This is a genomic window from Kluyvera sp. 1366, from assembly GCF_054823405.1.
The window spans coordinates 146,833-169,002 of record NZ_JBTRDW010000008.1 but is presented as its reverse complement, the minus strand read 5'-3'; the positions used below and the strand labels follow the sequence as shown (position 1 = coordinate 169,002).

Sequence of the window (22,170 nt, the reverse complement as noted above, 5' to 3'; positions counted from 1 at the left end):
CGTTATCCTCCTCAACGCCTCGGAGTAGTCACCGAGGCGGCTGAGTTTATGCATTAACCACGCGCAACCACTGGACGCTCGGCAGCGCTGCCCTGGCCCCAGTAATCCAGCAGTTTTTTCTGTGCGCCGCTCGCCTGAATCACCTTCATCGCGTCCAGCACCGCCGCGCGCAGCGTGGCGTTGTCTTTGGCGATCGGGAAGCCCACCATGATCGGCAGATCCAAGGTGAAGCCGCTTTGCAGCGATTTGTCCGCTTTGGCGATGGCAACGGCGGAACCGGCTTCGGTCAGATAGACGTCCGCGCGACCGCTTTTCACCGCCTGAATGCTGTTGTCGGTGTTCTGCACCATCAACATGCTGACTTCGGGCTTACCGGCGGCGCTGCATTTGGCGCTTTGTTCCGGCACCAGTTTGTTGGCTTCGTACGAACCCGCAGCGGCGGCGACGGTTTTGCCGCACAGATCATCGACGCTGTTGATTTTCTTCGGGTTGCCCTGTGCCAGCACCGAACCATCCTGCACCTGCATCGAGGCGACGAAGGCGATCTGCTTCATGCGTTCTTCGGTGACGTACAGCATCGGACCGATATCCGCGCGTCCGCTGGCGATCGAGGTGAGCAGCACGTTGAACGAGCCACTTTGGTAACTGTGTTTCGCGCCGAGGCAGCTGCTGATGCGTTCGAACAGGGAAGGATCGAGACCTTCAATGATGCTGGGATCTTTTTCCGATGGCGCTTCAAAGCCTTTGGTGTAGCCGCCGAGGCCGACGACCAGATCTTTGCCTTTCAGCGAGGGATATTTGGTTTGCAGTGCTTTGCACTGCGCCATCGCCGCGAAGTCACTGGCGGCAGGCGTGATGGGATCGGTGCTGGCTGCGTGGGCGCTGGAGAGGCCCGCCAGTAAGCTGCCGCTGAGACCAGAGATTAATAAAGCAGTGCGTGCGAATTTCATAATAAGGTTCCCCTGATGCTGGTGAATGAGAAAGCGATGACCTTGTGATTTATGAACGTCTTTGGTGTTTGGGTGCTGCTGGTCCCTCACTCCAGCCCTCTTCCGCAAGCATGAGAGGGGGCCGATAGTGCGGGCTGGAAATCTCTTCATCCCCTCACCCATTTATGGAAGAGGGCTAGGGTGAGGGGAAAAGCGCACCCTTAATAACCGCGTGCCGGATCAACCTGATTACGCAGCGGTTGTCCGTGGCGGAAGCGCGCCAGGTTATCGATAAACACGTCAAGGCAACCGGCGAGGTAGGCGCTGTGATCGTCGAGGCTGCAGTGCGGTGTCATCACCACGCCGGGCGTGTGCCACAGCGGGTCGTCGGCCGGTAGCGGCTCTTGCGGATAGACATCCAGCACCGCGCCGGCCAGTTCGCCTACGTTGAGTTTTTCGCGCATCGCGCTGTAATCAAACACATCGGCGCGTCCAACAATCACGATACCAGCGCGTGCGGGCAGCAGATCGAGACGGCGGCGATCGAACAGATTGCGGGTTTGTGGCGTCAGCGGCAGCGTCGATACCACCACATCCACCTGCGGCAATACCTCGTCTAGCGCATCAATACGGATGCAGCGCGCCACGTTGGCATCGCACTGGCCGCTGCGCGTCACGCCAATCACGCGATAGCCTTGCGCCGTCAGCAGAGTTGCCGCTGCGGCGCCAATGCCGCCCACGCCCAGCAGCAGCACGATTTTGCCGCGTGCGCAGCCGCCAAAGGTCGGACGCCACACACGCTGCGCCTGATCCTGCAGAAAACCGGGAATGCCGAAGTTGAACATCAGCGCCGCCATCAAAATGAACTCGGCACCTTTATCGCCGTGTACGCCAGAAGCATTGGTGAGGGTCACGCCTTGCGGCCAGTGCGCCAGCCACTGCTCAACGCCAGCGGACATCACCTGCACCCAACCCAGACGCGGCGTGCTGAACTGATCGAGCGCCAGCTTACGTCCGCTCCACAGAATGTCGCAGCGGGCGAGAAAGTCGGCGGTCTGCGCCGGATCGCGGTTTTCGCTCAGCGTGAAGTGGCTGCGCAACGGCGGATGCACGTCGAGCTGCAGTTGCAGCTGCTCAACAGAGAGATGGAGTGCGCGCGGTGCGCTGGCGTCGTTCTCGATGTGAATATGCATCAGCGCATCGCCGTCACTTCCATCTCGACCAGCAGGTCAGGATGGTTGAGTTGAATGCCCACGGTGGCGCGCGCCGGGAAGGGGAACCGGAAGAATTCACTGTAAGCGGCATTCATCGCGCTGAACGTGCTGAGATCGGTCAGGTAAACAGTGACGCGGACCACGTTGTCGAAGGTCATGTTCGCTTCGCTCAGCAGATCGCCGACGTTTTTCAACACCTGACGCGTCTGGCTGGTGATGTCGTTGCCCATAATCTCGCCGCTGTAGGGATCAATCGCCACCTGGCCGGAAATGAACAACATCGGTTCATGCAGCACGGCGGCGGAGAGCGGCGCAGGCCCCATTGGGCGGTCGCTGGCGTTCATGCCGGGATAACTCAACGCAATCTTCATGGTGAAATCTCAAGCAAAACTGTTTCACCGCAATTTCGTATACGATTATACGAGTGTCAACGCGCGATTTTTAACCATTGGGTCAAAAAGGTGATATTCATCACGTAATAGGATTTGCTGATATATCGATCAAGCTTATGATATGTAAGATTTTAATGAAAATTTTATGTTGAGTGCTCGCGATGAGTGTGAATCGTATACGATTTTCTTATTGTTCTGTTTTTGCCCGCTAAACCTTGCCGTAATCGCCTGCGCATTGGCCTGGATTTCCGGCTGCACAATCCGCGGTCAAAGGGTATACTGGCGCACTCTTTTTTTAACCGATCCGTATCGCGTGCGAATTCAACATGCAAAAGTTTGATACCAAGACCTTTCAGGGCCTGATCCTGACCTTGCAGGATTACTGGGCGCGTCAAGGCTGCACCATTGTCCAACCGTTGGACATGGAAGTGGGCGCCGGCACCTCACACCCGATGACCTGTCTGCGTGCCTTAGGCCCAGAGCCGATGGCGACCGCTTACGTGCAGCCATCTCGTCGTCCAACCGATGGACGTTACGGTGAAAACCCGAACCGTTTACAGCACTATTACCAGTTCCAGGTGGTGATTAAGCCCAACCCGGACAACCTTCAGGAGCTGTACCTTGGGTCGCTGAAAGAGCTGGGTATGGATCCCACCATCCACGACATTCGCTTTGTCGAAGACAACTGGGAAAACCCAACGCTGGGCGCGTGGGGACTCGGTTGGGAAGTGTGGCTGAACGGCATGGAAGTGACGCAGTTCACTTACTTCCAGCAGGTTGGCGGCCTCGAGTGTAAGCCAGTAACCGGCGAGATCACCTACGGCTTAGAGCGCCTGGCGATGTACATTCAGGGCGTAGACAGCGTTTACGATCTGGTGTGGAGCGACGGTCCGTTCGGTAAAACCACCTACGGCGAAGTGTTCCATCAGAACGAAGTGGAGCAGTCGACCTATAACTTTGAATACGCTGACGTTGACTTCCTTTTCACCTGCTTCGAGCAGTATGAGAAAGAAGCGCAGCAGCTGCTGGCGCTGGAAAAACCGCTGCCGCTGCCGGCTTACGAGCGCATTCTGAAAGCGGCGCACAGCTTTAACCTGCTGGATGCCCGCAAAGCGATTTCGGTTACCGAACGCCAGCGTTATATCCTGCGTATCCGCACCCTGACGAAAGCCGTGGCGGAAGCCTATTATGCGTCCCGTGAGGCGCTTGGCTTCCCGATGTGCAATAAAAACAAGTAAGAGGCAGCCATGACCGATAAAACTTTCCTGGTGGAAATTGGCACCGAAGAGTTGCCTCCGAAAGCGCTGCGCAGTCTGGCGGAAGCCTTTGCTGCGCATTTCACTGCTGAACTTGATAGCGCCGGTCTGGCGCACGGCGAAGTGAGCTGGTTTGCTGCTCCGCGCCGTCTGGCGCTGAAAGTGGCCCAGCTGGCTGCCGCGCAGCCGGATCGCGAAGTTGAAAAACGTGGCCCGGCTATCGCCGCCGCGTTTGATGCCGATGGCAACGCCACCAAAGCGGCCGAAGGTTGGGCGCGTGGTAACGGCATCACTGTGGCGCAGGCCGAACGTCTGAGCACGGATAAAGGTGAATGGCTGGTGCATCGCGCTGCCATCACCGGCGAAAGCGCGCAGGCGCTGCTGCCCGCTATGGTGGCTACCGCGCTGAGCAAGCTGCCAATTCCTAAGCTGATGCGCTGGGGCGCGAGCGACGTGCAGTTTGTGCGTCCGGTGCACACCGTTACGCTGCTGCTGGGTGACGAGCTGATTCCCGCGAAGATTCTCGGTATTAAATCCGATCGCGTGATTCGCGGTCATCGCTTTATGGGCGAGCCAGAATTCACCATCGACAACGCCGATCAGTATCCGCAGCTGCTGCTGGAGCGCGGTAAAGTGGTGGCGGATTACGCCGCGCGTAAAGCCAAAATCAAAGCGGATGCGGAAGCGGCAGCGCAGAAAATTGGCGGCATCGCCGATTTGAGCGAAAGCCTGCTGGAAGAAGTGACCTCGCTGGTGGAGTGGCCGGTGGTGCTGACGGCGAAATTCGAAGAGAAGTTCCTCGCGGTGCCAGCTGAAGCGCTGGTTTACACCATGAAAGGTGACCAGAAGTACTTCCCGGTGTACGACGCGGCGGGCAAGCTGCTGCCGAATTTCATCTTCGTTACCAACATCGAATCCAAAGATCCACAGCAGATTATCGCCGGTAACGAGAAGGTGGTGCGCCCGCGTCTGGCGGATGCCGAGTTCTTCTTCAACACCGACCGCAAAAAGCGTCTGGAAGATAATCTGCCGCGTCTGGAAACCGTACTGTTCCAGAAAGAGCTGGGTACGCTGCGTGATAAAACCGATCGCATTCAGGCGCTGGCTGGCTGGATTGCCGCGCAGATTGGCGCTGATGTGAACCACGCTACCCGCGCGGGCTTGCTGTCGAAATGTGACCTGATGACCAACATGGTCTTCGAGTTCACCGACACCCAGGGCGTGATGGGCATGCACTACGCGCGCCACGATGGCGAAGCGGAAGATGTGGCGGTGGCGCTGAATGAGCAGTATCAGCCGCGCTTTGCCGGTGACGATCTGCCGTCAAATCCTGTGGCCTGCGCCGTGGCGATTGCCGACAAAATGGACACCCTCGCGGGTATCTTCGGTATCGGTCAGCATCCGAAAGGCGACAAAGATCCGTTCGCACTGCGCCGTGCTGCGCTGGGCGTGCTGCGTGTCATCGTGGAGAAAAATCTGCCGCTCGATCTGCAAACGCTGACCGAAGAAGCGGTGCGTTTGTACGGCAGCAAGCTGAGCAACGCCAAAGTGGTCGATGAGGTGATCGACTTTATGCTGGGCCGTTTCCGTACCTGGTATCAGGAAGAGGGCCACAGCGTTGACACCATTCAGGCGGTGCTGGCGCGTCGTCCAACCCGTCCGGCTGATTTCGATGCGCGCATGAAGGCGGTTTCGCACTTCCGTACGCTGGAAGCGGCCGCCACGCTGGCTGCTGCCAACAAACGTGTGTCGAACATCCTGGCGAAATCGACCGAAACCCTGAACGACAGCGTGCAGGCTTCCCTGCTGAAAGAGAACGAAGAGATCCAACTGGCGACCTTCGTGACCGCGCTGGGCGACAAGCTGCAGCCGTACTTTGCAGAAGGTCGCTATCAGGATGCGCTGGTTGAACTGGCGCAGCTGCGCGAAGCGGTAGATAACTTCTTCGATAAAGTGATGGTGAACGCTGACGATCAGGCGGTGCGTATTAACCGTCTGACGCTGCTGGCACAGCTGCGCCAGCTGTTCCTGCAGGTGGCGGATATTTCACTGCTGCAGTAATTGGCGTGGTCGCCATGAATGGCGATGCTACAAAATAAAGGGGACGAGAGATCGTCCCTTTTTTTGTTTTCAAAACTCGGCGCTCACGTCCTGCGAGTGGTGCAAGATACGCCCGATGAAAATGTCATCCACTTCAGCGCGGTAGATCACAATATGCTGTCCGAAAGGCAACGAATAGATCTGCTGACCTAAATCCGGTCGTTTACGACCTAAATCAAACATGGCGAGTTTGTCGAAGAGCTGAGCGAATCTGGCGCTATAGTCATCAGCTAACTGCTCTCCATAATTCCAGTAGCCATAAATCCAGATCTTCATTAGATCTGCATCAGCTTCCGGTTTTATCGTGATGGTCCTTTTCATAAATGCCTACCCTGGCTTTTGCTCGTCTTAGAAAATCTTCATGATCCCACTCTTTTCCCGGGCCGCTTTCAAAGCCCTCTCTGACCAACTCTCTGAGCTTTTCCAGCTTTGATTCCGCCTGCTTCTCACGCAGCAAGCGCAGCGAGTCGCGCACCACTTCGCTTTGCGTACGGTAGTCGCCGGATTCAACCAGAGATTCAACAAATTCGCGCAGTTCATCGCCTAAATCGATCGTCATGGTACGTGCCATCATCGTTATCCAGTGTAAGAGTATTTCTTACATCCTGGCACTTTTTTGCGCAACAGGGAATGTACGTTGCAGCGCAGTTACAAGCTGAACTGCGAGGCAACGCGAGAGATTTTATGCAGATGAGGCGGGAAACAGGCGGTCGTCGCGCAACAGATGATCGTTACCACGGCGGCGGGTGAAGCCGCTGCGGTCGAAGAATTCCAGAATCTGTATCGCCACTTTGCGCCCGGTGCCAAGCTGGTTGCGGAAGTCGGCGGCGCTGGTGCTGCCCTCTTGCGCGGCACGGCTCCGAATCAGATCGGCGAAGATCTGGATCTGGTCGCTGCGATAGTAGCGATCGCGTACGATCGCGGTGATATGTCCGAGCCGCGCAGCAGTGAGCAGCAGCGAGCGAATCGCCTGTTCATCCTGCTGCAGCGCCAGCGCGATATCGCGCACCCACAGCGGCTGATCGCCAAACAGCGGGCCGACCTGCTGCCAAAGAGCTTCTTCCTGCGGATTAAAGCGCGGTTCGAAGTCGGGCAGATGCAGCCAGCCTTGTCGCTGTTGTAGCTGACCTTGCGCCAGCAGTTGATCAATCAGCGCTAACACCCATTCCGCAGGCTGATGCGGCATTGCCACACGACGCAAACGATCGTGGCCGATGCCCGGCATCTCGGGATGCTGCTGATGAAAATGCGCCAGTGATTCCAGCAGCTTTTGCCGCCATTGTGCTGCCTGCGCGGCACTCATCAGCGCGTTATCAAGCTGCACCGGTGCTGCATGCTCGATCAGTGCATCCAGCGCGGGCTCGGTAAGCTGGCGCGCCCACGCCAGGTCACGCCGTTCTGTCGGTTGATAGGCCAGATGCGCCTGCAGGCTGGCGTCATCATCTTGTGCGGCGGCCAGCTGCTGCAGCCAGGCAAGATACTCCGCCTGACGTTTGCCGCGCTTTTTACTGTTGAGCAGCAGCACGCGCGCGCCGCCCAGCGTGTGCTGTGCGTTGCTGTCGCGGATAATCAGCCGATCGTTCTCGGCCAGCCACAGCGGTTGGTTCAGCACCAGTTCCGCGACATCATCCGCCAGCAGCGTAATGCGTCCAGTGACGTGGCTGGCGGCGTGGTGGAGATGAATCGGCTGCGACGCGCTCTTCAGCGGCTGCAGCAAGCGCAGCGCCACGGTTAAGCGCGTGGAGCCTTCCGCTCTGGCCTGTGACAGCAGCCAGTCGCCGCGCGCGATCTGCGCTTTTTCCACATCGCCGACGATATTCAATGCGATACGTTCACCGGCTTGCGCGCGCGTCACCAATTGGTTCTGCGCATGCAGCGCGCGCACGCGCAGCGGCAGATTCAGGCTGCTAAGCCAAAGAGTATCGCCGACGTTCACTTCGCCCGACAGCGCGGTGCCGGTGACCACCAATCCGCTGCCTTTCAGCGTGAAGGCGCGATCGATAGCGAGACGGAAACGGTAACGAGAGTCGAAGGCCGGTTCCGCCAGCGTGCTGAGATGCTGGCGCAGCGCGTCGATGCCTTGCTGGGTGTGGCTGCTGGTAACAAATTGCGGCACCGCCGGCCAGCCGAGTTGCTGCGTGAGCTGCGCCACCTGCCGCTGGACTTCCGCGATGCGCGCTTCGTCCACGCGATCGGCTTTGGTCAGCGCCACGCTGAGCGGCGGCTGTCCGGCCAGGCTCAGCAATTGCAAATGTTCGCGGGTTTGCGGCATCACGCCATCGTCGCAGGCCACCACCAGCAGCGCATGATGAATGCCGCCAATGCCCGCCAGCATATTGGCGAGAAATTTCTCGTGGCCTGGCACATCAATAAAGCCGAGCACGCGACCATCCGGCTGCGGCCAGTACGCGTAGCCGAGATCGATGGTCATGCCGCGCCGTTTCTCTTCCGGCAGGCGATCGGCATCCACGCCGGTTAATGCCTGTAGCAGCGCGGTTTTGCCGTGATCGACGTGTCCAGCGGTGGCAATAATCATGACGCTAAGGCCTGAATCAGCGCGCTTTCATCATCAAGGCAGCGCAGATCCAGCCACAGTTTGCCTTCCTGAACGCGGCCAATCACCGGGCGCGCTAAGCTGCGCCAGCGCTGTGACAAATTGACGAGCTGGCTACCGCGCCCATCGCGTGGCGTGAAGGTGAGGGCGAAACTGGGAAGGCGTTCAACCGGTAGCGATCCGCTGCCGATTTGGGATGAACAGGGCGCAATCGCCAGCGAAAAGTCATCTCGATAAATCTGTTGTAACGCGGGCAGCAATCGTTCAGCTTGTTGCTGAATATCCTGCACTGGACGGGTGAGCAGCCGCAGCGTCGGCAGGGCTTCACGCAGCGTTTCCGGCTGACGATAGAGCTTTAGCGTGGCTTCCAGCGCCGCGAGCGTCATTTTGTCGACGCGCAGCGCGCGTTTCAGCGGATGCGACTGGAGCTGATCAATCAGCGTCTGCTTGCCGACGATAATCCCCGCCTGCGGACCGCCGAGCAGTTTGTCGCCGGAGAAACTTACCAGACTGACGCCTGCGGCGATCAGCTGCTGCGGCATCGGTTCAGCCGGCAGACCAAATTCGGTCATATCGATCAGCGATCCGCTGCCAAGGTCGGTGATCACCGGCAATTGATAAGCGTCACCCAGCGCAACCAGCTCTGCTTCCGTTACCGCATGGGTAAAGCCCTGAATCTGATAATTGCTGGTGTGCACCTTCATCAGCAGGCCGCTGTTTTCCGCGATGGCGGCGCGATAATCTTTCAGGTGCGTGCGGTTGGTGGTGCCTACTTCCACCAGTTTGCAGCCCGCCTGGCGCATCACGTCAGGAATGCGGAAGGCGCCGCCAATTTCCACCAGCTCGCCGCGCGAGACAATCACTTCGCGCCCCGGCGCTAACGCGGCCAGCATCAATAACACGGCGGCGGCATTGTTGTTAACGATACAGGCCGCTTCCGCGCCGGTTAACTCGCTCAGCAGCGCGCTAACCGCACGATCGCGGTGGCCGCGCGCCGCATCATCCAGCGCGTATTCCAACGTGACCGGCTGACGCAGGCAATTCACCACCGCGTCGATAGCGCGATCGCTCAGCTGTGCGCGGCCAAGATTGGTGTGCAGCACGGTGCCGGTGAGATTGAACACCGGACGCAGCGCACTTTGCTGCTGTTGCTGGATACGGCGCAGCGCTTCATCCGGCCAGTTCAGGTGCCACTCTGGCAAGGTTTGGTGCTGCTGAATGTGGTCGCGCGCTTCCTGCTGCATGCTGCGCAGCTGGCGCGTAGCGAAGGCGGTTCCGTGATGCGCCAGCAGCGGCTGCAGCGCGGGATCGCGCAGCAGGCTGTCGATAGCAGGTAATTGGCTGTACAGGGTTTTCATCGGGTGACTTACAGAGAGGGCGGAACGGTGCGGGCAAAGCTTTCGCGCGCAAACAGGTTTTCGGCCAGCTTCACCAGCGCCGGGCGATTTACGCACCAGTTTGGCAGCACGCGGCGGAAGTTGAGGTATCCAATCATGCAGCCGGTGGCGATATCGGCCAGATTGAGCGTGCCGCTATTGAGCCATTCGCCTTGGGCGGCGGCGGTTTCTAGCGCATCGAGGCCGCGTTGGATTTTGTCACGGTTGCGCAGCAGCACCTCTTCAGATTGCTGATCGCCGGGACGCATCTGCTCGCGCACGATCATCACCGCCGCATCGTTGATGCCGTCGGCCAGTTTTTCCAGCTGACGGATGTGCAACGCATGCAGCGCATCATCGGGCAGCAGCGCAGGCGCATCGCCGCGCAGTTCAATGACTTGCGCGATGATCGAAGAGTCGAACCAGGTGAGCTGGTTGTCGTCAATCAGCGCCGGTACTTTGCCCAGCGGATTGTACTGCGGTACATCGCTGTCATCGATCCACGGAGAGTGATTAACGAATTCGAAAACCAGGCCTTTTTCCAGCAATATCACTGATATTTTGCGGACAAAAGGGCTGGTGTAGCTGCCAATCAGTTTCATCGTGCGCCTCCGTGTTGAATGAAAATACGCGATAACAAACCGCACATATCCCTGGCGGCGCGCTGGCACAATGCGCGATAAATCGCGCCGCTACGGACCGTAGAAACATGGAAAAAGCTAATCGCCGGGGAACATAAACGGATTCAGACTGCTGCGGGCGAATCCTTCCTGCTCCATGCGGGCATCCAGCACCAGCGAGGCCAAATCATCGGCCACCGGCTCTACGGCGGGATCCTTCTCCTGATACAACATCTTCAGGTAGGTACCGCAATCGCCGCAACTCTCTGCTTTCACCGCCGCTTTTTCGCTGTCCAGCGACCAGTAATGCAGATCGCCGGTTTGTTCACAGTTGGAGCACTTGCTGCGCACCACATACCATTCGCTTTCACACAGATTGCAGTGCAGATAGCGCAGCCCTTGCTGGCCTACGCTCATGTGCACCACGCTGGTGACCGGCACGCTGGCGCATACCGGGCAGAACTGGCGATGCTCACCGTATTCGGCGCGCGCTTTGCCGGGAATTAATGCCGCCATCTGCGCCCAGTAAATCGACAACGCCGCCCAGATGAACGGCGATTTGTCGCTGCTCACCTGTGCGAAATCGCCTTCCAGCAGCGCATGTGCCAGATTTTCCAGTTCGCTAGTGGAGGATTTTTCCAGATTCTCCAGCACTGCCAGCGCCTGGCCGCTCATCTCTGGCTTCAGCTCGGCGATCAGCGAATGCAGCAAACGCTGCCAGTGCGCATCGCGCGGATAGGTGTGGATATCGAGCGGCGGTTTGCCCTGCTCGGCGCTCTGCGTCAGCCGCTGCTGCAGATCGAGCTGCAGCGGATGGTCATACAGCACGATCTCCTGCGCCTCGGCGATCACCGCGGCAAAGCGCAGGTAATCACCCAGCGGATTCTTCGCGGCCAGGTCACGCAAACGTGCCGCACGGCGGCTATACAGATTTTTCAGCCGAGGGAAAAGTAACGGCGGAACGTGCTCCGCCGTGTGCTTTTCGCTTTTCTCCAGCTGGTCCTGCGGGATGATGCGAATACTCATCAGGGACGTTTTTCCTGTTGTGTTTGGCGTTGGCGCTGCTCGCGATACCAACGTGGGTGATGTTTCTTCGCCCACGCGGCCGGAACCCAGCCCTCAACCATGGCGGTAATGGTGCCTTTTACCCACAAGGCGGCGTAAATGTGCACCATAATCACCACGATCAGCGCCACAGCTGAGACCGAATGCACCACTAGCGCGATGCGAATCAGCGGAATAGTGAAGGCACCGGCAAAGTACGGGCGCCAGATAACAATTCCGCTCACCAGCAGCAAGACTAAGCTGATGATAGCAGCCCAGAACACACACTTCTGCCCGAAGTTGTATTTGCCGGTATCGCCGACCTCTTCGTTTTGCACGATTTTGTGGATGTTTTTCGCCCAAACCAGGTCTTCGCGATTGATCAGATTATGTTTCCAATAGCGTAAGAACATGATGATAAAGGCGGCAAACATCACCGTGCCAACAAACGGATGCAGGATACGCGCCAACTGCGGCGTGCCGAGCACGTGCATCAGCCAGTTAAATGACGGGAAAAAGAAACCCAGTCCGCTCAGCGCGGCGAGCACAAAACAGAACGCCACAATCCAGTGATTGATGCGTTCCGGTGCGCTGTAGCGCACCAGACGATCGCGTTTTTTCATTATTCGCGCTCCTCTTTTTCGTGCAGGTTCTCGTCCTCATCCTCTTCCACGCGGTTTGGCCCTACGCCAACGTAGTGGAACACGGATGCAGCAAAGGTAGCGGCAAAACCGATCGCCGCCAGCGGTTTCCAGATCCCTTTCCAGAACGTTACCGCCGGGCTGATGCTCGGATTATCCGGCAAACCGTGATAGAGCTGCGGTTTGTTGGCGTGGTGCAGCACGTACATCACGTGCGTACCGCCGACGCCTTCCGGATCGTACAAGCCGGCGTTGGCATAGCCGCGCGTGTTGAGCTCGGCCACGCGTTCACCGGCCAGCGCCTGCATATCGCTTTTGCTGCCGAAGTGAATCGCGCCGGTCGGGCAGGTTTTCACGCACGCCGGTTCCTGACCGACATTGACACGATCGACGCACAGCGTGCATTTGTACACGCGGTTGTCCTCTTTATTCAGACGCGGCACATCGAACGGACAGCCCGCAATGCAGTAGCCGCAGCCAATGCACTGTTCTGACTGAAAATCGACGATGCCGTTGGCGTACTGAATAATCGCGCCTTCAGATGGGCAGGCTTTCAGGCAGCCGGGATCGGCGCAGTGCATGCAGCCATCCTTGCGGATCAGCCACTCTAACTTGCCGTTCTCCTCCACTTCTGAGAAGCGCATCACCGTCCAGGACTTGGCGGTCAAATCGGCGGGATTGTCGTACACCCCAACGTTATGTCCCACTTCATCGCGGATATCGTTCCACTCCGAACACGCCACCTGACACGCTTTGCAGCCGATGCAGGTGGTCACGTCGATCAGTTTCGCCACTTCCTGCTGATGGTTACGTGCCTGCGGGGCAGGCGTGAGTCCATTGGTGGCGGAGCGGCGGATAATGTCTTGAGATTGATAAGCCATATTCGTTCTCCTTACACCTTCTCGACGTTGACCAGGAACGCTTTAAATTCTGGCGTCTGCGTGTTGGCATCACCGACAAACGGCGTCAGGGTATTAGCGATAAAGCCTTTTTTCGCCACGCCCTGATAACCCCAGTGAATCGGAATGCCGATGGTATCGACGATTTTGCCGTCGACGTTGAGTGGACGGATGCGCTTAGTGACCACCGCTTTGGCTTTGATGTAGCCGCGATTGGAGCTCACTTTCACCGTGTCGCCCTGCGCGATGCCGAGCTTGTTGGCCAGCTTCTCGCCGATTTCAATAAACTGTTCCGGCTGCGCGATGGCATTGAGCCGCGCGTGTTTGGTCCAGTAATGGAAATGCTCGGTGAGACGATAAGTGGTGCCGACATACGGGAACTGCTCCGCCTGGCCCATCGATGCCAAATCGTCCTTGAACACGCGCGCCGCCGGGTTGGATACCACGTTCGGATGCAGCGGGTTGGTGCCGATTGGCGTTTCAAACGGCTCGTAGTGTTCCGGGAACGGACCTTCGGCCATTTTATCGAGCGCAAACAGGCGGCCCATGCCTTCCGGCTGCATGATGAACGGCCCGACATCGCTGCCGGGTGCGGCGGCGCTGTAGTCCGGCACATCCATGCCGCCCCATTTGCTGCCATCCCACTTCAGGATCTGACGTTTCGGATCCCACGGATTGCCTTGCTGATCAGCCGAGGCGCGGTTGTAGAGAATGCGGCGGTTGAGCGGCCACGCCCAGCTCCAGTTCAGCGTGTTGCCCAAACCGGTAGGATCGGTGTTGTCGCGGCGCGCCATCTGGTTGCCGTCCGGCGTCCAGCTGCCGGCGAAAATCCAGCAACCGCTGCTGGTGCTGCCGTCATCTTTCAGATGGGCAAAGGTGCTGAGCTGTTGGCCTTTTTTCACCAGCAGCGTGCCTTTGTCATCGTATACATCCGCCAGCGCTTTGCCGTTGTTCTCCATCGCCACTTCTTCCGGCGCCGGATTTTCTGGCGTCAGGTAGTTCCAGCTCATGTTCAGCACTTGCTCAGGCAATGCACCGCCTTCACTGGCGTACATTTTGCGCAGGCGTGAATAGATGCCGGAAAGAATCTCGCCGTCATTGAGCGCTTCGCCCGGTGCATCCTGACCTTTCCAGTGCCACTGCAGCCAGCGGCCGGAGTTAACGATCGAACCGTTCTCTTCGGCGAAGCAGGTGGAGGGCAAACGGAACACTTCGGTCTGAATTTTTGACGGATCAACATCGTTAAACTCGTCGTGATTCTCCCAGAAGGTGGCAGTTTCGGTGTTGAGCGGGTCGATGGTGACGAGGAACTTCAGCTTCGACAGTGAATCAATCACTTTGCGCTTGTTCGGGAACGACGCCACCGGGTTGAAGCCCTGGCACAGATAGCCGTTGACCTTGCCTTGCGACATCATCTCGAAGTACTGCAGCACGTCGTAACCTTTATCCCACTTCGGCAACCAGTCGAAGCCCCAGCTGTTTTCCGCCTGGGCTTTGTCACCAAAGAAGGCTTTCATCTGGCTGACAAAGAATTTCGGGTAGTTGCTCCAGTAGTTTACCTGGCCCGGCAGCAGCGCTTTCGGCGTGTTGGCAGCAAGATAACTCTGCAGATCGGTGTGTTTTTCCGACGGCAAAGTCATGTAACCCGGCAAACTTTGCGACAGCAAACCGAGATCGGTCAGCCCCTGAATATTCGAGTGGCCGCGCAGCGCATTGATGCCGCCGCCAATCATGCCCATGTTGCCGAGCAGCAGCTGAATCATCGCCATGGTGCGGATGTTCTGCGCACCGACCGAGTGCTGCGTCCAGCCGAGCGCATACAGGAACGAGGTGGTGCGATCGCGCGCGCTGGTTTCGCCAATCAGTTCACACACGTGCAGGAAGTCCGCTTTTGGCGTGCCGCAGATGCGTTCAACAATTTCTGGCGTGTAACGGCTAACGTGCTGCTTCAGCAGGTTCCATACGCAGCGCGGATGCGTGAGCGTGGTGTCGCGTTTGGCGAAGCCGTCGGCGTCCAGCTCGTAGTTCCAGCTGGTTTTGTCGTATTTGCGATTCTCTTCGTCGTAGCCGCTGAACAGGCCATCTTCAAAATGATAATCCTCGCGCACGATCAGGCTGGCATTGGTGTACGCCTGCACATATTCATGCTGGATTTTGTCGTTTTGTATCAGCCACAGCAGTACGCCCGACAGGAAAGTGATGTCGGTGCCCGAACGAATCGGCGTATAGAAATCGGCTACCGATGCCGTACGCGTGAAGCGCGGATCGATAACAATCAGTTTGGCTTTGTTGTGAATCTTGGCTTCCATCGCCCAGCGGAATCCCACAGGATGCGCTTCAGCGGCGTTCCCGCCCATCACAACGATCAGATTGGCATTACGGATGTCGACCCAGTGATTGGTCATCGCACCGCGACCAAATGTTGGAGCAAGACTTGCTACCGTTGGTCCGTGTCAAACGCGTGCCTGGTTGTCGACCGCTAACATGCCGAGCGATCGGGTAAATTTCTGGGTTAAATAGCCGGTTTCGTTGCTGGAAGCGGAAGCACAGAGCATGCCGGTGGAGAGCCAACGGTTTACCGTCACGCCCGCAGCGTTTTGCGCCACAAAGTTAGCGTCGCGGTCCGCTTTCATCAGCCTGGCGATGCGATCAAAGGCATCGTCCCAGCTAATGCGCTGCCATTTATCGGAGCCTGGCGCGCGGTATTCCGGGTATTGCAGGCGACTTTCACTGTGGATGAAGTCGAGCAGGCCTGCGCCTTTCGGGCACAATGCGCCGCGGCTCACCGGATGATCCGGATCCCCTTCAATGTGGAAAATGGTCTCTTTGGCGTTTTTCGCGCCGTCACCGAGGCTGTACATTAACAAGCCACAGCCAACTGAGCAGTAAGTGCAGGTGTTACGGGTTTCGCGTGCGCGCAGCAGTTTATACTGTCGCGTTTCCGCCAGCGCTACCTCTGGCGCAAAGCCAAGCAGCGCTGCCGTTGTCCCTGCCATACCGCCAGCACAGACCTTGAAGAATTTTCTTCGGCTGACGTTCATGGATTATCCTTTCAACATGAATGATTTTTTTACTTTTGCAGTGCAGTGAATCGGGCGTCACAATAACCCGACGAATATTGCGGCAATAGCGACCTAATATTACCACTACTTTAGTAAGGTTGTTATGTGAGGCGAAAAAAGTGACAGAGAATGAGCAGGAAAGTCACATTAATGTGAATAAGATCTCAGGTGCGGTGCAGGCGCAGGTGCATCAGCGGCGTGATATCAGCCTTGCGGAAACAGACTGGCTGGCGCAGGAAGTGCCGGTGGCGCTGGTCTATAACGGCATTTCGCACGTTGTGATGATGGCCACACCCAATGATTTGGAAGCTTTTGCGATAGGTTTCTCGCTCTCGGAAGGCATTATTGCGCGCCCGGATGAAATCTACGGTATCGATGTGGTTTCGGGCTGTAATGGCATTGAAGTACAGATTGAACTCTCCAGCCGCCGCTTTATGGCGCTGAAAGAGCAGCGCCGCGCCATGGCTGGCCGCACCGGCTGCGGCGTGTGTGGCGTGGAGCAACTCGATCAAATCGGTAAGCCATTACAGCCGCTGCCGTTCAGCCAAACCTTTGATTTAGCCAATCTGGATAAAGGCCTGGCGCAGCTGCGCGATTACCAGCCGATCGGCAATCTCACCGGCTGCACGCACGCGGCGGCGTGGATGTCACCGCAAGGCGAATTGCAGGGCGGGTATGAAGATGTCGGTCGCCATGTGGCGCTGGATAAATTGCTGGGGAATCGCAGCCAGCAGCCGTGGCAGCAGGGCGCGGTGCTGGTTTCCAGTCGCGCCAGCTATGAGATGGTGCAGAAATCCGCCATGTGCGGCGTGGAGATTCTGTTCGCGGTGTCAGCTGCGACACAGCTCGCCGTTGAGGTGGCCGAACGCTGCAATCTCACGCTAGTCGGCTTTAGTAAACCGGGCCGCGCCACGGTTTACAGCCATCCGCAGCGGCTGCGTTAAACCACCTGCACCTGCGGCAGCGCCTGTTGCAGCGCCGTCAGCGCGCCGGGTTTTACCGCGCCGCTGTCGCAGATCAGCAGATCGATTTCCGCAATCGCTGCATAAACGGTGCGGCTCATCACGCCGAGTTTGCTGTGATCCGCCAGTAAAATGGTGCGGTTCGCCTGCTGCACCATGGCGCGGGCAATCGCCGCTTCGTGGGGATGAAAACTGCTGGCACCGTTTTTAGCGTCGATGCCGACCGGCGAAAGCAGCGCCACATCGGCGCGATAACGATAAATTTCCCCAATCGTCATCTCCCCGCGCGTTTGCTGCGCGCCTGCCATCATCATGCCGCCAATTAAAATCACCTGATTATTCAGCGTCTCATGCTCTTCCGCTGCGCTCAGCGCCAGCGCGGCCTGCAGGCTGTTAGTGATGATGGTTAAACCTGACATGGTGCGCAGTTGTTCGGCCAGCATGGTGGTGGTGGTGCCGGCATCAAGGAACAGCGTTTGGCCGGGCTGGAGATGTTGCGCGGCAGCAACCGCAATTGCGCGTTTCTCTTTCGCCTGCGCGTTACGGCGCACCTGCAGCGGCGGCTCTGGCTGGCTATCGACGGCGACCAAACCGCCATGCACCCGCCGCGCCAATCCCTGCGCTTCCAGCTCAATAATGTCGCGCCGCGCGGTTTCGCGCGAGATGCCAAGCTCATTGATGATGCGTTCGGTGCTGAGCTGATGTTGCGTGGTCAGCAGCGCGCGAATGCGGTGTAAGCGGGTTTCCTGCAGCATGACTTTTCCCTGTGGCGTGTTCAACCTGGGCCTAAGCTTACCTGAGTGTCATTGCGCCGTCATGTGTATTTTGTTGTATTTGTGTATTTGGTTGCATTTGTCGCCAAAGCAGGCATGATATTGGCAAACGGCGATTTCGCATGCCCCCCTTTCACCTTCGCAACGGGAGTTACCATGGCTACACGTTCTACCATCATGGATACCAACAGTTTTCGTGCTGAGCACGCCGACGGACTGGATGCGGCAACCCGCAAGCTAACCGACAAGCGCAGCAAAGTGTTGGGCGAGTCGTATCGCCTGTTTTACCGCAAGCCAGTGCATTTAGTGCGCGGCGAAGGGCAGTATGTGTGGGATGCCGCCGGTGATAAATATCTTGATGTGTATAACAACGTGGCGAGCATTGGTCACTGCCATCCGGCGGTGATTGAGGCGGTGAATCAGCAGATGAAGATGCTGAACACCCACACGCGCTATCTGCACGAACGCATTCTCGATTACACCGAAGAGTTGCTGGCGACCACGCCAGATGCCATCGATCGCGCCATGTACATGTGTACCGGTTCGGAAGCCAACGATTTGGCGATCCGCGTGGCGCGGGCTTTCAGCGGCGGCACCGGCATTATCGTGTCGCAGGAGGCGTATCACGGCACCAGCGATCTCACGTCAGGTGTGTCGCCCGCCCTCGGCAGCGGACAGCCGTTGGCGGCAACCACGCGTCTGGTTTCACCGCCGGATGCCTATCGCGTGAATGCGCCCGATCTCGGCGAGTGGTTTGCCAATGAAATCCAGCAGCAGATTGACGATATGAAAGCGCACGGCATTAAGTTTGCCGGCTTCCTCGCTGACTCGATCTTCTCATCCGATGGCGTATTGCCGAACCCGCGCGGCTTTCTGCAAAAAGCGGTCGATGTGGTGCATGCCAACGGCGGGATTTTCATTGCCGATGAAGTGCAGCCGGGCTTTGGTCGTACCGGCGATGCGTTCTGGGGCTTTGCGCGTCACGGCGTGGTGCCTGATGTGATCACCACCGGCAAGCCAATGGGCAACGGCATTCCGGTTTCAGGTTTGCTGGCGAAAAGCGATGTGCTAGCGGCATTTAGTGACGAGATTCCTTACTTCAACACCTTTGGCGGTAATCCGGTGGCGATGGCCGCCGCGCAAGCGGTGCTGACGGTAATTAAAGAAGAGGGCTTGCAGGAGCACAGCCGCGTGGTGGGCGCCAGGCTGTTGAGTGAACTGCAGAAACTGATGGATCGTCACGAATCGATCGGCGACGTGCGCGGTGCGGGCCTGTTTATTGGTTTCGAACTGGTGCAGGATCGCGCCAGTAAAACGCCGGATAAAGCGCTGGCGCTGGATTTGATTGAGAAACTGCGCGAACACCGCGTGTTGACGTCAGTGGCGGGACCTTACGGCAACGTGCTGAAGTTGCGTCCGCCGTTGGCGTTCCAGGAAGCGGATATCGATTGGCTGGTGGGCGCGCTGGATAAATCGCTGAGTGAGCTGGGGCGTTAACAGATCATTGATTGTGCACATTTTGTCGCGGCGCGATTTATCGCGCAATAAATTGCGCCGCTACGATATGTGCAGGTTTACGCAGCTGCGGTTTCCTCGGCGAAAATGCTCTCCATCTTCTGCCACGCCTGCGCGACATCGTCATCCAGATTAAACAAACCTGACGTGCCCACAATAAACACATCCACGCCTGAAGCAGCAATCTGCCGGAAGGTGCGCGCATTGCATGAACCATCAATTTCGGTCAGATAGTGATAACCGTGCTCTTCGCGCATGGCGATTAACTGGCGAATCTTATTCAGCGTTTGCGGGATAAATGTCTGCCCGGCGAAACCCGGATCCACTGACATCACCGTGACTTTATCCAGCAGGTGCGCATATTCACGAATAGTTTCTGCCGGTGTGGCCGGATTTAACACCACGCCGCAGCGACGGCCTGCGTCTTTAATTTGCGTCAGCAGGCGGAAAATTTTGTTATTAGCGGTTTCCGGGTGGAAGCTAATAATATCTGCGCCGGCCTCAATGCACATTGGGATAATATCTTCCGGATGATTTACCATTAAATGCACATCAATTGGTACATCAGTAATTTTACGCAGGTTCTCAATAAAGAACGGCGACAGCGTAATATTCTTCACATAGCTGCCATCCATAATATCGACATGATAAAAGGCAGCGGTGCTATTCATCGCTTCAACCTGCTCGCGAAAACGCGTGAGATCCATGCACATTAAGGAGGGGGAGAATTTGGCTTGCATAACTTATTTCCTCATTACAACAACAGCGCCCGCAGGCGCTGTTGATGACATCAATGGAAGAACGAAATAATGTGGCCGAGCACAATACCAACAATGCCGAAGTCGGCATCACCGAAGGTGGTGGAAGCGAAGCCGAGGTCGCCCATCAGCGGCAGCAGAATCGCTGGCAGGAAGGAGATCAGCAAGCCTTGCACAAAGGCGCCGATCACTGCGCCGCGACGTCCGCCAGTGATATTGCCGTAGACGCCGGCGGTCGCACCGCAGAAGAAATGCGGTACCAGACCCGGAACAATAACGCTTAGACCAAACAGCGGACACAGGAACATGCTGATCAAGCCGGCGGAGAAGCTCGACAGGAAGCCGATGATTACCGCGTTCGGCGCGAACGGGAACACGGTTGGGCAATCCAGCGCCGGTTTGGCGTTGGGTACCAGCTTATCGGCGATACCTTTAAAGGCCGGCACGATTTCGGCAATCACCATGCGCACACCGGCAAGGATGATATAGACGCCCGCAGCAAAGGTGATCGACTGAATGATGGCGAACACAATGTAGTTTTGGCCGCCACTGATGCTTTCGGTGAATTCTTTACCGGCAACCAGAACCAGCGCGATAAACAGAATCATCATGGTCAGCGAAATCGCTACCGATGAGTCGCGCAGGAAGTTGAGGGTTTTTGGCACCTTCAGCTCTTCAATCGACGGGCTGCCTTTACCGACCATTTTGCCCACTAACGCGGAGAGCAGATAACCGGTTGAGCCAAAGTGGCCGAGCGCCAGATCGTCCGAGTTGGTAATTTTGCGGGTGAACGGCTGCAGAATCGCCGGGCAAACCACCATCATGGTGCCGAGAATCAGCGAACCAATCAGCACCAGCCAGAAGCCGTGAATGCCGCCTACCGACAGAATTACCGCCAGCATCGCCGACATATACAGCGTGTGGTGACCAGTCAGGAAGATGTATTTCAACGGGGTAATGCGCGCCAGCAAGATGTTCACCAGCATACCAAACACCATGATCATGGCGGTTTCAGTGCCGTAACTTTTCTGCGCCAGCGCGGCCATTGCATCCGTATTTGGCACTACGCCCTGAATATTAAAAGAGTGCTCAAACAGCTGACTGAAGATGGTCAGCGTGGCCGCAATTAAATTGGCCCCGGCGATGAGAATAACAAAACCCATGATGGTTTTAAGCGTACCGGAAATAACATCAGAAACCGGTTTCTTTTGCAGTAATAAACCAAACAGGGAAAAAAGGCCGACAAGTATAGCGGGTGTTCCAAGAACATCCTTAATTATAAACTGCAGCATAACTTACTCCATAGTGAGTAAAGTTTTTCGGGATAAACTGTTGTTAGATATTTTCAGCCAAAATTTCTTTAATCTTTGCATTATCCAGCAGGTTTGTCAGACCAACGACTTTCGCGTTGTGCCCGGCTAATTGGTCGGCAATATCTTTTGCAGCAATGATTAAATCAGCCTGTTCAGATTTCGCAGAGGTTAAATCGGTGTGGCCCACTTCCGCTTCTTTGCCTAATTCCGCCACAATCTTCTTCACGTTCATTTCAACAATAAAGCTGCTACCTAAACCATTTCCACACACAATCAGGACTTTTTTCATCATAGGGTTCTCTGGTTATTTATTTTCAATGACAGCTTCAATCGCTGACAGGGTAGAAGCCGACAGCAACTGCTGCAGGCGGGATTCGTCGCTGAACACGTCCGCTAAGGCGGTGATCATCTGAATGTGATCGTCACCAGATACCGCGCACAGCATGATGACCACATAAACCGGATCGTTTTCATCGGCCTGAAAATTCACGCCATTTTTCACATGCAGTAACGACAGGCCGTTTTTGCGCGCGCCTTGTTCCGGGCGGGCATGCGGCATCGCCAGGCCCGGCGCCAGCACGTAGTAAGGACCGAGTTCGGCATGCGAAGTGAAGATGGCATCGAGATAAGCCGGGCTGATCGCCCCAGCGGCCAGCAGCGGTTCGGCAGATAATCGCACTGCTTCCTGCCAGTCGCTAACCTGCTCGACTACCCGAATATGTTGCGGCGTTAGCCATTGAGTGAGCATCAGTCATTCCTGTT

Annotated in this window: 21 protein-coding genes; 4 read left to right on the top strand and 17 right to left on the bottom strand. The window is 57.0% G+C overall.

Annotation, left to right across the window (positions count from 1 at the left end; translation table 11 throughout):
* Positions 1 to 53 precede the first annotated feature (53 nt).
* The 3 genes from ACVLVH_RS18640 to ACVLVH_RS18630 form a co-directional block, all read right to left on the bottom strand.
* On the bottom strand, positions 54 to 950 hold the full coding sequence (locus tag ACVLVH_RS18640; protein WP_192414335.1) for a transporter substrate-binding domain-containing protein: 897 nt from the start codon (positions 948 to 950) through the stop codon (positions 54 to 56).
* A 200-nt stretch (positions 951 to 1,150) separates the two neighbouring features.
* Positions 1,151 to 2,122, bottom strand: a complete 972-nt coding sequence (locus ACVLVH_RS18635) for a D-2-hydroxyacid dehydrogenase (RefSeq protein ID WP_192414337.1) — start codon at positions 2,120 to 2,122, stop codon at positions 1,151 to 1,153.
* Positions 2,122 to 2,514, bottom strand: coding sequence for a RidA family protein (locus tag ACVLVH_RS18630; RefSeq protein WP_192414340.1), 393 nt, complete (start codon positions 2,512 to 2,514; stop codon positions 2,122 to 2,124). Before ACVLVH_RS18630 ends, ACVLVH_RS18635 begins: the two co-directional genes overlap by 1 nt.
* A gap of 347 nt (positions 2,515 to 2,861) precedes the next feature.
* On the opposite strand from ACVLVH_RS18630, the gene glyQ reads away from it, so the two are divergent.
* Both glyQ and glyS read left to right on the top strand, forming a co-directional pair.
* Positions 2,862 to 3,773 carry a glycine--tRNA ligase subunit alpha gene (gene glyQ, locus ACVLVH_RS18625; RefSeq protein WP_008105242.1) on the top strand — a complete coding sequence of 304 codons (912 nt, stop codon included), beginning with the start codon at positions 2,862 to 2,864 and terminating at the stop codon, positions 3,771 to 3,773.
* Between the two features lie 9 nt (positions 3,774 to 3,782).
* Complete coding sequence (gene glyS, locus ACVLVH_RS18620; protein WP_498949952.1) at positions 3,783 to 5,852, top strand: glycine--tRNA ligase subunit beta; 2,070 nt, start codon at positions 3,783 to 3,785, stop codon at positions 5,850 to 5,852.
* A gap of 69 nt (positions 5,853 to 5,921) precedes the next feature.
* Here the strand turns inward: glyS and ACVLVH_RS18615 are convergent, their stop codons facing one another.
* The 9 genes from ACVLVH_RS18615 to fdnG form a co-directional block, all read right to left on the bottom strand.
* Entirely contained in the window at positions 5,922 to 6,212 is a 291-nt protein-coding gene (locus ACVLVH_RS18615) for a type II toxin-antitoxin system RelE/ParE family toxin (protein WP_498949951.1), read from the bottom strand.
* Positions 6,178 to 6,462: a type II toxin-antitoxin system ParD family antitoxin gene (locus tag ACVLVH_RS18610; RefSeq protein ID WP_061719305.1), complete on the bottom strand. Its 285-nt coding sequence runs from the start codon at positions 6,460 to 6,462 to the stop codon at positions 6,178 to 6,180. The genes ACVLVH_RS18615 and ACVLVH_RS18610 overlap by 35 nt, the downstream gene beginning before the upstream one ends.
* A gap of 111 nt (positions 6,463 to 6,573) precedes the next feature.
* A complete protein-coding gene (selB, locus tag ACVLVH_RS18605) occupies positions 6,574 to 8,427 on the bottom strand; it encodes a selenocysteine-specific translation elongation factor (protein ID WP_498949950.1) in 1,854 nt (617 codons plus the stop codon).
* On the bottom strand, positions 8,424 to 9,803 hold the full coding sequence (gene selA, locus ACVLVH_RS18600) for an L-seryl-tRNA(Sec) selenium transferase (protein ID WP_498949949.1): 1,380 nt from the start codon (positions 9,801 to 9,803) through the stop codon (positions 8,424 to 8,426). The genes selB and selA overlap by 4 nt, the downstream gene beginning before the upstream one ends.
* A gap of 8 nt (positions 9,804 to 9,811) precedes the next feature.
* Entirely contained in the window at positions 9,812 to 10,423 is a 612-nt protein-coding gene (locus ACVLVH_RS18595) for a glutathione S-transferase (RefSeq protein ID WP_101763839.1), read from the bottom strand.
* Positions 10,424 to 10,540: 117 nt separating this feature from the next.
* The gene (fdhE, locus tag ACVLVH_RS18590; protein WP_192236846.1) at positions 10,541 to 11,467 is read right to left on the bottom strand and encodes a formate dehydrogenase accessory protein FdhE; all 927 of its coding nucleotides are present in this window, start codon (positions 11,465 to 11,467) and stop codon (positions 10,541 to 10,543) included.
* Complete coding sequence (gene fdoI, locus ACVLVH_RS18585; protein ID WP_101763837.1) at positions 11,467 to 12,108, bottom strand: formate dehydrogenase cytochrome b556 subunit; 642 nt, start codon at positions 12,106 to 12,108, stop codon at positions 11,467 to 11,469. Before fdoI ends, fdhE begins: the two co-directional genes overlap by 1 nt.
* Positions 12,108 to 13,007, bottom strand: coding sequence for a formate dehydrogenase subunit beta (gene fdxH, locus ACVLVH_RS18580; RefSeq protein ID WP_101763836.1), 900 nt, complete (start codon positions 13,005 to 13,007; stop codon positions 12,108 to 12,110). Before fdxH ends, fdoI begins: the two co-directional genes overlap by 1 nt.
* Before the next feature lie 11 nt (positions 13,008 to 13,018).
* Positions 13,019 to 16,066, bottom strand: a complete 3,048-nt coding sequence (gene fdnG / locus ACVLVH_RS18575) for a formate dehydrogenase-N subunit alpha (protein WP_498949948.1) — start codon at positions 16,064 to 16,066, stop codon at positions 13,019 to 13,021.
* A gap of 173 nt (positions 16,067 to 16,239) precedes the next feature.
* On the opposite strand from fdnG, the gene fdhD reads away from it, so the two are divergent.
* Positions 16,240 to 17,031, top strand: a complete 792-nt coding sequence (gene fdhD / locus ACVLVH_RS18570) for a formate dehydrogenase accessory sulfurtransferase FdhD (RefSeq protein ID WP_280172287.1) — start codon at positions 16,240 to 16,242, stop codon at positions 17,029 to 17,031.
* On the opposite strand, the gene ACVLVH_RS18565 is transcribed toward fdhD, so the two are convergent.
* Entirely contained in the window at positions 17,028 to 17,804 is a 777-nt protein-coding gene (locus tag ACVLVH_RS18565; protein WP_101763832.1) for a DeoR/GlpR family DNA-binding transcription regulator, read from the bottom strand. The genes fdhD and ACVLVH_RS18565 overlap by 4 nt on opposite strands.
* 174 nt (positions 17,805 to 17,978) lie before the next feature.
* Here ACVLVH_RS18565 and ACVLVH_RS18560 point away from each other — a divergent pair, with 174 nt between their 5' ends.
* On the top strand, positions 17,979 to 19,319 hold the full coding sequence (locus ACVLVH_RS18560) for an aspartate aminotransferase family protein (protein ID WP_110867874.1): 1,341 nt from the start codon (positions 17,979 to 17,981) through the stop codon (positions 19,317 to 19,319).
* A 77-nt stretch (positions 19,320 to 19,396) separates the two neighbouring features.
* On the opposite strand, the gene alsE is transcribed toward ACVLVH_RS18560, so the two are convergent.
* Genes alsE through ACVLVH_RS18540 form a run of 4 tightly spaced genes read right to left on the bottom strand, consistent with a single transcriptional unit; the run spans position 19,397 to position 22,156 of the window.
* On the bottom strand, positions 19,397 to 20,077 hold the full coding sequence (gene alsE, locus ACVLVH_RS18555) for a D-allulose 6-phosphate 3-epimerase (protein WP_101763830.1): 681 nt from the start codon (positions 20,075 to 20,077) through the stop codon (positions 19,397 to 19,399).
* Between the two features lie 50 nt (positions 20,078 to 20,127).
* Positions 20,128 to 21,387, bottom strand: a complete 1,260-nt coding sequence (gene ulaA, locus ACVLVH_RS18550; RefSeq protein ID WP_110867875.1) for a PTS ascorbate transporter subunit IIC — start codon at positions 21,385 to 21,387, stop codon at positions 20,128 to 20,130.
* A gap of 43 nt (positions 21,388 to 21,430) precedes the next feature.
* Positions 21,431 to 21,697 (bottom strand): PTS sugar transporter subunit IIB, encoded by a 267-nt coding sequence (locus tag ACVLVH_RS18545; protein ID WP_312463921.1) that lies wholly within the window; start codon positions 21,695 to 21,697, stop codon positions 21,431 to 21,433.
* A 15-nt stretch (positions 21,698 to 21,712) separates the two neighbouring features.
* Entirely contained in the window at positions 21,713 to 22,156 is a 444-nt protein-coding gene (locus ACVLVH_RS18540; RefSeq protein ID WP_137384868.1) for a PTS sugar transporter subunit IIA, read from the bottom strand.
* Between the last annotated feature and the right edge of the window lie 14 nt (positions 22,157 to 22,170).